Below are 10,545 nucleotides of genomic sequence, written 5' to 3' on the forward strand. Positions count from 1 at the left end.
GTAGCATGGAGTACGCATGCGCATCGGGATCTACAATCGCTGGCTGGCGACGCTCGGCGGCGGCGAGCGTGTATCGCTGGATTTCGCCCGCGCGCTGGCGCAGGCAGGCCATAGCGTCGAGATCATCACACATCAGCCGCTCGATCTCGCGGCGGTCGGGCGGCGTCTGGCGCTCGATCTGCATACCATCGCCTTACGCGACGTGCCGGATAGCCCGGCCAACGAGCGGCTGACGGCGATCTCGGCGGAGTACGATCTGCTGCTGAATGCGTCACACGGCGATCTTTTCGCGTCCCATGCCCGCACAAACCTGCTGTATGTGTATTTTCCAAAGCCGCTGATCGCCTACAGCGCAGGCGGACAGCCGCAGTTCGCGCGGCGCTCAGCCCGGCTCGCGCCTTCAATAGTGCGGTGGATCGCGGGGGTGTATCCGCCCGAAACGAATGGATCGCTGCACTGGACCTGGACCGGACGCCGCGCGCGGCTGGAAGTGTGCCGCCGCTGGCCGCTGCCCGCCCGCACGCTGCTGATCACGCTCGCCGATCTGCGGCCTCCTGCCGTTCCGCCGCCTGCCGTGCGCGTGCTGGTCGACGGCGTGTGCATTGCCGAGCGCGCCGACGACTGGACCGAGTGGCGCATCCCGCTGCCGCGTCCGCTCCGAGCGGGGCGGGTCTGTGTGGTCGAGCTTGAGGTAGCGCCGTGGACGCTGCGGGCTTGCGGTATCGCGGCAGACGATCGTGAGCGGGGCCTGCCGCTGCATAGCGTGGCGCTGCTCGGTGGTCTTGAGGAGCGACTGGCAGGGCGAATCGTCGCGCAGCCGTGGCGCAGCCTTCGACCCACCTCGCGCAGCATCACCGAGGTGACACGCGCGCTGGACGCCTACCAGACGATCATGACCGACTCGCGCTTTGCGCAGCACTGGATCACGCGGCGCTGGCAGCGTCCCAGCGAGGTGCTGTATCCCACGGTCGATCTCGACGCGCTCGCCGCGCTGCCGAAGCGCCCGCTGATCGTCAGCGTTGGCCGCTTCTTCGCTGGCGCGCACAATAAAAAGCACCTGCCGATGATCCAGGCGTTCCGCGCTCTGTGCGACGCTGGCCTGACCGGCTGGGAGTATCATCTGGTCGGCGGCTGCGATCTCGATCGGCCTGAGCAGCGCGCCTATCTTGAGCAGGTACAAGCCGCCGCTGTCGGCTATCCGATCGTGCTGCATGTGAACGCGCCGCTGGATGAGCTGCGGCGCTGCTACGGCGAGGCCAGCATCTTCTGGCACGCCACGGGCTACGGCGAGGACGAGCAGCGCGATCCCGACAGCTTCGAGCATTTCGGCATCACCACGATCGAGGCGATGGCGGCTGGCTGCGTGCCCGTGGTGATCGCCAAAGCGGGCCAGCTTGAGACGGTCGTACACGACGAGAGCGGCTTGCTGTGGCACACGCTCCACGAGCTTCAGGCGCAGACACGGCGGCTGATCGACGATGCCGCGCTGCGCGAGCGCTTAGCGGCGGGCGCTGTCGAGCGCAGCCGCGTCTTTGGCTTCGAGGTGTTCGCGCGGCGGGTGAGGGAGGTAGTAGAACAAGGGAACAAGGAAACAAGGGAGCAAGGGAACAAGGGAACAAGGAGAGCGCGAACTTAAACCTTTGTTCTTTGTTCTTTGTTCTTTGTTCCTAAAACTTTCGCCAGCACCATCCCCTGGCACACGATCGCCGCGTCTGCCGCGCGCCGCTGTCGCTCCAGCGCCCGCGCTAGCTCGGCGAGGGAGGCGTTGTAGTCGTTCTGCTGCTGGATCAGCGGGCGGAGATACGTCTCGGTGGCGATCCGGTTCCACCACGTGCGCAGTGCGGCGACCAGCGGCCAGCGCGATCGAAACGGCAGCGGCGCGATCGTGCGCTTGGCGCTGACCTGCCGAACCGTCCAGTCCAGCTCGCCCTGATGGAGAGGCTCAGCCGGTGGGATCTCGGCGGGCGATGCGGCGGGAGCGTCGGAGCCAGCCAGCAGCGCCGATTGCCAGCTCAGGTAGGCCGCCAGCAGGCCCGCGATCTCGGCGTCGTCGGCAGTGGCGCGCAGGTGCGTCAGCTCGGCGGGCAGCCAGCTCTGCACCAGCCAGTCGTCGGCGTAGTGCTTGAAGAGCAGCCGCAGCCGGTTATGATGATACAGCCGGTGGTAGGCGGCTGAGCCCTTGCCGAGCGCGGCGGCCTCCTGATGGATCGCCACGGCATCGGGCGCGTACCAGACGCGCGATCCCTGCTGCCGCACCCGCCAGCAGAGATCGACATCTTCGTAGTAGGCGGGATAGAACGCCTCGTCCAGGCCGCCGAGCGCTTCCCAGGTAGCGCGCCGCATTGCCAGGGCCGCGCCCGTGACAAACTCGACCTCGCCGGGCGTGTCGTGCTGCCCGCGATCGGCCTCGCCGTAGCCCACGTGCTGCGCCAGCAGCACCGGCTGCTGAAGGTAGCCGCCGGCGTGCTGGATCGTCCGGCCATCGGGATAGAGCAGCTTCGCGCCGACCACGCCGATCGTCGAATCCGCCAGCGGCGCGATCAGCGCCCGCAAGAACGCTGGCTGCGGCTGAAGATCGGGATTGATCAGAGCGACGATCTCGCTCTCGGTCTGCGCGACCGCCAGATTGCAGCCGCCCGCAAAGCCCAGATTGCGCCCCGGCTCCAGCACACACACATCGGGCTGTCGCCGCGCCACGGCGGCGCTGCTGCCGTCGCCGTTCTCCACCACCACGATCGAGCGGCGGTCGGCTGGATACGCTAGCTGCCGCAGCGCGTCGAGCGTCGCCGGAAGCTGCGCGGCATGACCGTAGGCCACGACGATCAGCGCCACATGCGGAAGGCGGCTACTCATCGGACGTGCAGCACAACAGCCGTGATGTCATCGCTGCGCTCGTCTGCGGCCTGCCAGGCATTCACCGCCGCGAAGAGCTGGCCGATCACCTCGGCGGCGGGATCGTCGCCACACGCGGCGAAGGCGTCTTGCAGCCGCTCGAAGCCAAACAGCTCGCGCTCCGGTGAGAACGCCTCTACCAGCCCGTCGGTGTAGAAGAGCACCGTATCGCCCGCCTCAAGCTGGATATTGGTGGCGCTATAGCGCGCCGAGGGAACCATGCCCAGCGGCAGATTCCCCCTGGCGTCGATGAACCCGACCGTGCCGTCGCGTCGGCGCAGCAGCGGCGTGAGCTGACCGCCCAGCGCCAGCTCAAGCGTGTATTGCCGCGCGTCATAGACCGCGTAGCACAGCGCGACGTAGGTATCCGGCGGCACGTCCTGCGCGATCAGCATGTTCGTCTGGCACATCACGTCCTCGGCCAGCTCGTGATCGAGCGCCTCAGAGCGGACGATCGAGCGCGCGACCGCCATCAGCATCGCGGCAGGCAGACTCTTGCCCGAAACATCGCCGATGCTCAGCCCAAAGCGATCGTGATCGAGCGGCAGGACATCGTAGAAATCGCCGCCCGTCTCGCGCGCTGGCACGCAGCGCGCCGCGAGATCCGCGCCCGGAATCTCCGGCAGGCTGCGCGGAAAGAGGTTGGCCTGGATCGAGCGGGCAATGTCCATCTCCTGCTCGATTCGCGTCACCGAGAGCTGGAACAGCCGCGCGTTCTCAAGCGCAATCGCCACCTGCGCGGCGATCGTGCGGCATAGCTCAAGCTCCTCGGCGCTGAACCTTCGATCCGCCGCGCGGCTGTTCAGCCCGATCGCGCCGATCGCCCGGCCACGCGAGATCAGCGGCACGATCAGCATCGATCGCATGCCGAGCCGCCCTGCCAGCTCACGGATCGGGCGCGTGCGTGGATCATGCTCGATCTCGGCGATATAGATCGGCTGCCCCATGACCTGCGTATCTTCCTGAAAATCTTCCGTGTTCTCGAAGGTAACATGCTGTCCGAGCAAGCCCAGCGCCGGATACTCCGCGACGATCTCGCCGCTCCAGCCGGCGCTGGTGTAGATATTGATCGCGCAGTAATCGACGCCGATCAGCCTGACAAGCTGCTCTGCGGCAATGCCCAGCACCTCCTGGGGATTGAGCGATGAGTTGACCAGCCGCGAGATGCTGTGGACCAGCGCCAGATTATGGGCGCGTCGCTCGGCGATCTCGGCGCTGCTGCGCGCTGACTGGTAGAGCTGCGCGTTCTCGACGTTCAGCGCCAGTTGATGCGCCACCGCGCTCAAGAACTGCTGATCGCGCCGGTCGAAGGCATCCGGGCGCTGGCTTTGAATCGCCAGCACGCCCAGCGGCTTGTTCTCCCGATTCAGCAGGGGCACGCCCAGCCACGACATCGCGCCGCGCTCCCAGCTCTGGCGTGTGCGTAGCTCGTAGTGCTGCGGATCGGTGTGGCGCAGCAGCAGCGCTCCCTGCTCCTGCACGACATGTCCTAGTCGGGTGGCCCGATCGAGCGGCAGGTGCTCGATCAGCGTCATGGCGGCCTCGCGACTCCAGGTCACGCCCGTCTCGATCGTGTGGCCGTCGCCGTCGATCGTCGCCGCCAGAAAGCCGTCGATCGGCAGCAGCTTGCGCAGCAGGCTATAGACCTGCTCCAGCATCGCGCGTAGATCGAGCGTCGAGGCGCTCGCGGCGGCGATGCTCGTCAGCGATTCTAGCTGGGCGATCTGCCGCTCGCGCTCCGCCAGCAGCCGCGCGTTTTCGATCCCAACCGCGATCTGATAGCTGGCGGCCTCAAGCAGCGTGTGCTCGTGCTCGGTCAGCGAGCGCGCGGGACCGTGCAGCGTCATCACGCCGACGGTCTGCCCATGCGCCCGCAGCGGCATCGCCATGATCGCGTGGCTATCGCGAATCTCCTCGACGAACTGGCCCGTGCGCAGGGCGGTCGCCACCCGCGACGAGCCTTCGATCGGCAGCCACTCCGAGGGCATCTGGATCGCGCTGTCGGCACGCCACGCGACCCGATGCATCAGCGTGCGGCGCTCGTGCAGGAAGATCGATCCGGCGTTCATGCCGAGCAGCCAGAGCACGCGCTCAAGCACCTCGTCGAGCAGCACGTCGAGCGTCTGGCCCTGGCTGAACGTCACGGCAATCGCCGTCAGCACCGCCAGCTCCTCGCTGCGCGCCGTCACGCGGTCGGCCAGCGATTGGCTCAGCTCCTCCTGCGCCCGATAGAGCATCGCGTTCTCGATCGCAATCGCGGCGAGGTCGCCCAGCGCCACCAGGAGTTGAAGATCGTTCTCGTCGTACGCGCCGTAGGTGTAGCTCTGTGCCGAGAGCACACCCACGGCGTCGCGACCGATCAGCAGGGGCACGCCCATCCAGGCTTTCGAGCGCTTCTCGACGTTGCCGAAGCGCTCCGGCGGCGGCACGCCCTCCTGCCGAAACTCGGCGTGGAGATCGCGGAAGAGCATCGGCTGCTTATGCTCAAGCAGGTACCCGGCGATGCCGCCGACGCGGCTGCTGGGCAGCTCGTAGGGCTTGTCCTCGTCGATAAACAGCACGAAGCGGTACTGCTGAGGATGATCGTTGTCGCACAGCGCGACAAAAAACGCATCGACCGGCAGCACGTTCGATAGGCGATCGTAGATCGTCCGGAAGACCTGCCGGGGATCGACGCCGCCACGGCTGGCGAGCGCGATCTCGCGCAGCAGTGTCGCGTGCTGCTGCCAGCGCTTGAGCGCAGCTTGGAGCTGTTCTTTTTCGCGTTCCAGTTCTACCACGCGGTATTCCTAAGGCGCTACACCAGCCGCCAGGATCGAGAGCGGATACGGTGTTAGCTCGCCGGGCCGTGCCAGCCGGGGCACAACCTCACTCACGTCGATCTGAGCACAAAAGCCGACATCTTCCGCCAGGCCGAGACGGGTCAAGCCCTGGGCCGCGCCCGTCTCACGAAACGCGGCGGCGATCTCCTCCTCGCGCGGGCGCTGCGGGTGCCGTACGGATTTGTGGTACAGGTGCCGCGCGATCCGCGCGGAGTCATCGAGCTCAACGCTATTCGGCTCCAATGCGGTACGCTGGACGGTCGCCGCAAAGTCGGCATCGGGCTGCCAAGCCGCGATCGTGCCGCCTGCCTGCGTGATAATCTGCTCGACGAGGTAGCCCGCGCAGATCAGGTCGTCCAAGCCCTGCTGCGTGCCGCCCGCCCGTCCTGCGCAGATGATGCTGATGTCGGCCTGCTGCTCGCCCGCCAGGTCAAGCGCCGTGGCGACCGCCGCCCGTCCGTTGCGCAAACACGCCGCGATCACGGCCACCGCCTCGGCGGCGGCGACCAGCGCGCGCGTGCCGTTGGTGGTGCTGAAGATCAGATCGTGCTGGCGAAGATCGGCGTCGATCAGCGCGACCGGGGAGTTGCCGTACGCGAAATCGGGGGGATGCAGGCCGCCGACCTCGCCGACCAGGAGCGTTGATACATGCTGCCTGACAGCCGCGCGCGCGCTCAGCACGTCGCTCGCCAGCCTCACCGAGCGCGCGCCGCGCTCGAACATTGTGACGATCGTCGTCGTCGCCCGAATAACGTCGATCACGAGCGCGACACGCTCAGGTAAACGTGTGGCGTCGCGTGGCAAACAGGCTACTTCGACGTGCATGTAATCTGCTCCTATTCTTGCCCAATGGCTTTCAGTATACCACAGCGTTTCTGCTGAACGCACGGTGCGCGGCTTGCTAGGTTATCGATAGTTATTGAGCAAGGGGGGTTCTCATGCCGATCTTAACCAATCTTGATGCTCTGCGCGACACCGGCCTGGACGAGATGATCCGTCGTGTTCATCGCGATAAGCAAGATTTTATCATCGAAGATCAAACCATGTCGGTCGCGGCGGTGATCGATATTAACAAGTACGAGCTGCTGACCGAGATGCTGCAAAAGGCCGAGGGCGCGGTTGTCAGCAGCCCATCGGGCGAGCCCAGGGTGCGCGGCTCCGATATTTCCATCCGCGAGGTCGCGCAGTGGCATCTTCAGGGCAACTCGATCGACGACCTGCGCCATCATTTCCCGCAGTTGAATCAGGCGCAGATCTATGGCGCGCTAGCCTACTACTACGAGCACGCCGAGGAGATCGATCGCCTGATCGCGCAGCGCCGCGCCGAGCGATCGGCGGCACAGCCGGGCGCAAGCGTGATCGCCGCGCAGGAGCGGAGCAGGGAAGGATCGTAGGGGGCGGAGCACAAAGCACAAGCGCTTAATTGATTCCTTGTTTCCGCGCTTCCTTGTCTCCGACTCCTGATCCCTGGTCTTGGCAGCGTACGGCGGGGTGCACTTGCCGAACGAAGCACTCTCTAGTATGCTGATAGGCTAATCGTGCGGCATGGCGCATTGTCTCACACACTTGAAAAGGAGCTGCTGATGAACGAGCCACTGGAACTGGTGAAACGCTGGTTGCAACGACGGCGTAGCGATCTTGTGGGCAGCCAAGGATCGGTTATCGGTGTAGACATTGGCAGCTATGGCCTCCGCGCGATTGTGGCCGATATGCAGGGCCAGCAAGTTGTCACCGCTCACCGTCCGCTGCCGACGGGTAGTGCCGATGCGATCGTGGAGCAGGCGCTGGATCTGACGCGCGGTGTACTGAGCCAGATGAGCCGTCCAGACGGCGTGATGCGCATCGCCATTGGCTTCGGCGGCCCGGTGGATAGCGATGCCGGTGTTACGCGGCTGTCGCATCGCGCGAGCGGCTGGGAGCATTACCCGCTCGCCATGCGCTTCGAGGAGGCCTTCGACGCGCTGACCCTGCTCGACAACGATGCCCGTGTGATCGCGCTCGGCGAGGCCACCTGCGGCGCGGGCACCGATCGCCGCCATCTGTTTTATCTGCATCTCAGCTCCGGCGTCGGCGGCGGCATCGTCTTCGATGGCCGTCTGTTCCACGGCGCGACGATGGTCGCCGGTGAGATCGGTCACGCGATCATCCGCTACGATGGGCCGCCCTGCTCCTGCGGCGGCAGAGGCCACCTCGAATCGTACGTGTCGGTCGGGGGTCTGCTGCGGCGGGTCAATGAGCTGGGCCTGCGCACCGACGATCTGGAGCAGGTCTTTGGCGACAATCCCGCCGGGCAGCAGACCGTGGCCGAGACGACTGAGATGCTGGGCGCGGCGCTGGCAAACGTCGTCAACCTGCTCGATCCGGAGATTATTGTGATCGGCGGCGTTGTGGTACGCATCGGCGGAGAGCCGTTCATCCATGCGATCCGCAGCCAGCTTGCAGCCGGGCTGCCGCCGACCATGAGGCGCGATGTGCCGGTCGTCGCCTCGACCTTTGGACACGATAGCGTGGCTGTGGGCGCGCTCGCGCTGGCGGCGTGCAGCCTCTCCGAATAGCCGGACGAGCCAAGCTTGGGGCGCGGTACGCCGCGCTCCAGCACGCGAAATAGTAGCGAAGCGTGCCGCGCTGCTGGTATCGCCTGTTGCTATGCTGATAGAATCTGGTGGTCTATCCGCGCAGCCGCGAGGTGATGGTGCATACGCTCGTTCGATGGGCGCGGATCTGCTCGCTGAACGATCACCTCGAAAACGCCGAGGTTGTGCCTGGCTTTACCTGCACGGTGGCAGATCAGTTCGAGTAGCTCACCCGGCCCCGCGATGATCTCGAACTAGGCGCTCACACCCCCGGAGACGAACCCCGCAGTGCCTTGCCTGCCTTGATTGCCGCCAGCCGATGGTACTAGCCGCGCATCCGCCGATCACCTCGCGCGATCACGACGAAACAAATGCCGCGCGGCGACGTATAATCAGCACACACGTCGTAAGTATCCTCAGCTTATAGAAAGGTTCATCGATGTCGTACAATCCCTACACGCTCAGCCAGGTTGACGCTCGTCAACGTGGCATCATCAGCCAGGTCTATGCCTGGATGACTGCCGGCCTGCTGGTGACGGGCGCGGTCGCGATGTTCGTCGCCAGCTCGGAGGCGCTGCTTTCGCTGATCTTCGGCACGCCGCTGTTCTTTGTGCTGATTCTGGCCGAATTCGGCCTGGTCTGGTTCCTCAGCGCGCGCATTCAGCGTATGGCGGTCGGCACGGCCACAGCGCTGTTTCTGCTATACTCCATGCTGAACGGCCTGACGCTATCGGTGATTTTTCTGGCCTATACCGAGGCATCGATCGCGACGACCTTTTTCATCACCGCCGGGACGTTTGGCGCGATGAGCTTCTACGGCTACACCACAAAGCGCGATCTCACGTCGATCGGCAACCTGTGCTTCATGGCGCTGATCGGCTTCCTGCTGGCGTCGCTGGTCAACTTGTTTTTGCGCAGCGAGGCGTTCTACTGGCTGCTGACGTACGTAGGCGTTCTGATCTTCGTCGGGCTGACCGCCTGGGATACGCAGAAGATCAAGCATATGAGCATGGCCGCAGCCAGCGCGGAGCAGGGCCAGCGCATCGCGATCTACGGCGCGCTGGCGCTGTATCTCGACTTTATCAACCTGTTCCTGCTGCTGCTGCGGATTCTTGGCCGCAGCGACGACTAGCCGCTGATCGTCTGAAACGCGCAACGAACGGCACGCTCGCCGTTCGTTTTTTATTGTGCTTATGCCAGCGTGTAATAGTCCAGGCTCAGCCAATGCCAGCACTTCTCGGTACATCTATTGCAGCACGATTCCTGCCATACCAATCCCGTCTCCACCGTCGCGGCGAAGCATCTCGCTTCGGGACCAGAGCGCTCCAAGGAGGGTAGCTATGCGAAGTCTGACTACCACCATCTGCCTGCTCTTGCTCTTGCCGATCTTCGGCGTATCCGCTCCGTCAGGCGTACAGGCGCAGCAAGAATCGGTGTTTTTTCCTGAAACCGGCCATACGGTGCGCGGGCGCTTTCTCCAGTTCTGGCGGCAGCACGGCGGCCTGGCGGTGTTTGGCTACCCGCTCACAGAGGAGCTGCAAGAGCAAGGTCGCACTGCTCAGTACTTCGAGCGGCAGCGCTTCGAGCTGCATCCTGAGAATCGGGCGCCCTACGATGTGGAGCTAGGATTGCTTGGCGTCGAGATTCTGGCGGCGCGCGGCATCGATTGGCGCACGCAGCCCACATCGCCGGGGCGGGTCGCAGGCTGCGCCTACTTCGAGGTTACGCGCCACAATGTTTGTAATCAGCAGGGCGGCAGCGGCTTCTTGAGCTACTGGACAACTCACGGCCTTGAGTTCGATGGTCGGACCGGCAAGAGCTTTGCGGAAAGCCTGGCGCTGTTCGGCTACCCGATTACCGAGCCGTACCAATACACTAACAGCAGCGGCGATACTGTTCAGGCGCAGTGGTTCGAGCGGGCGCGCTTCGAGTGGCACCCAAACAACCCACGGGCTTTTAGCGTGCTGCTTGGGCGGCTGGGCGCGGAGCTGCTGGGCGCGCGATCGGGCAGTGCGGCATTGCAGGCCGAGATTCGCGCGGTCGAAACGGTGATTAGCTACTACGACGCGATCAATGAGCGCCGGTTCGATGAGGCGTATCGGCACTGGGCAAACGGCGGCGCTGCCAGCAACCAGACCTTCGATCAGTTCAGGCAGGGCTTTGCCAACACGGTCCGCGTGAGCGTGCTGCTTGGGCAGCCAATCGTCCACGCGGCCAACTCTGTCAATGTGCCGCTGGCGATTCTTGCGGTCGTCAAT

At 64.9% G+C, this 10,545-nt stretch carries 9 protein-coding genes; 6 read left to right on the top strand and 3 right to left on the bottom strand.

Annotation, left to right across the window (positions count from 1 at the left end; translation table 11 throughout):
- Positions 1–16 precede the first annotated feature (16 nt).
- Entirely contained in the window at positions 17–1,636 is a 1,620-nt protein-coding gene (locus VFZ66_11815) for a glycosyltransferase family 4 protein (GenBank protein ID HEX6289874.1), read from the top strand.
- Here the strand turns inward: VFZ66_11815 and VFZ66_11820 are convergent.
- Genes VFZ66_11820 through VFZ66_11830 form a run of 3 tightly spaced genes read right to left on the bottom strand, consistent with a single transcriptional unit; the run spans position 1,633 to position 6,539 of the window.
- Complete coding sequence (locus VFZ66_11820; protein HEX6289875.1) at positions 1,633–2,853, bottom strand: glycosyltransferase family 2 protein; 1,221 nt, start codon at positions 2,851–2,853, stop codon at positions 1,633–1,635. The genes VFZ66_11815 and VFZ66_11820 overlap by 4 nt on opposite strands.
- On the bottom strand, positions 2,850–5,672 hold the full coding sequence (locus tag VFZ66_11825; protein ID HEX6289876.1) for a GAF domain-containing protein: 2,823 nt from the start codon (positions 5,670–5,672) through the stop codon (positions 2,850–2,852). Before VFZ66_11825 ends, VFZ66_11820 begins: the two co-directional genes overlap by 4 nt.
- A gap of 9 nt (positions 5,673–5,681) precedes the next feature.
- On the bottom strand, positions 5,682–6,539 hold the full coding sequence (locus VFZ66_11830; protein HEX6289877.1) for a 2-phosphosulfolactate phosphatase: 858 nt from the start codon (positions 6,537–6,539) through the stop codon (positions 5,682–5,684).
- Positions 6,540–6,652: 113 nt separating this feature from the next.
- On the opposite strand from VFZ66_11830, the gene VFZ66_11835 reads away from it, so the two are divergent.
- The 5 genes from VFZ66_11835 to VFZ66_11855 form a co-directional block, all read left to right on the top strand.
- Positions 6,653–7,108, top strand: a complete 456-nt coding sequence (locus VFZ66_11835; protein HEX6289878.1) for a DUF433 domain-containing protein — start codon at positions 6,653–6,655, stop codon at positions 7,106–7,108.
- A 189-nt stretch (positions 7,109–7,297) separates the two neighbouring features.
- The gene (locus VFZ66_11840; protein HEX6289879.1) at positions 7,298–8,269 is read left to right on the top strand and encodes an ROK family protein; all 972 of its coding nucleotides are present in this window, start codon (positions 7,298–7,300) and stop codon (positions 8,267–8,269) included.
- 107 nt (positions 8,270–8,376) lie between these two features.
- Positions 8,377–8,514, top strand: a complete 138-nt coding sequence (locus VFZ66_11845; GenBank protein HEX6289880.1) for a hypothetical protein — start codon at positions 8,377–8,379, stop codon at positions 8,512–8,514.
- A 212-nt stretch (positions 8,515–8,726) separates the two neighbouring features.
- Complete coding sequence (locus VFZ66_11850) at positions 8,727–9,419, top strand: Bax inhibitor-1/YccA family protein (GenBank protein HEX6289881.1); 693 nt, start codon at positions 8,727–8,729, stop codon at positions 9,417–9,419.
- A gap of 208 nt (positions 9,420–9,627) precedes the next feature.
- Positions 9,628–10,545: hypothetical protein (locus VFZ66_11855; GenBank protein ID HEX6289882.1), on the top strand; the 918-nt coding region annotated here is incomplete at its 3' end.

The organism is Herpetosiphonaceae bacterium (genome assembly GCA_036374795.1).
Lineage (GTDB): Bacteria > Chloroflexota > Chloroflexia > Chloroflexales > Kallotenuaceae > LB3-1.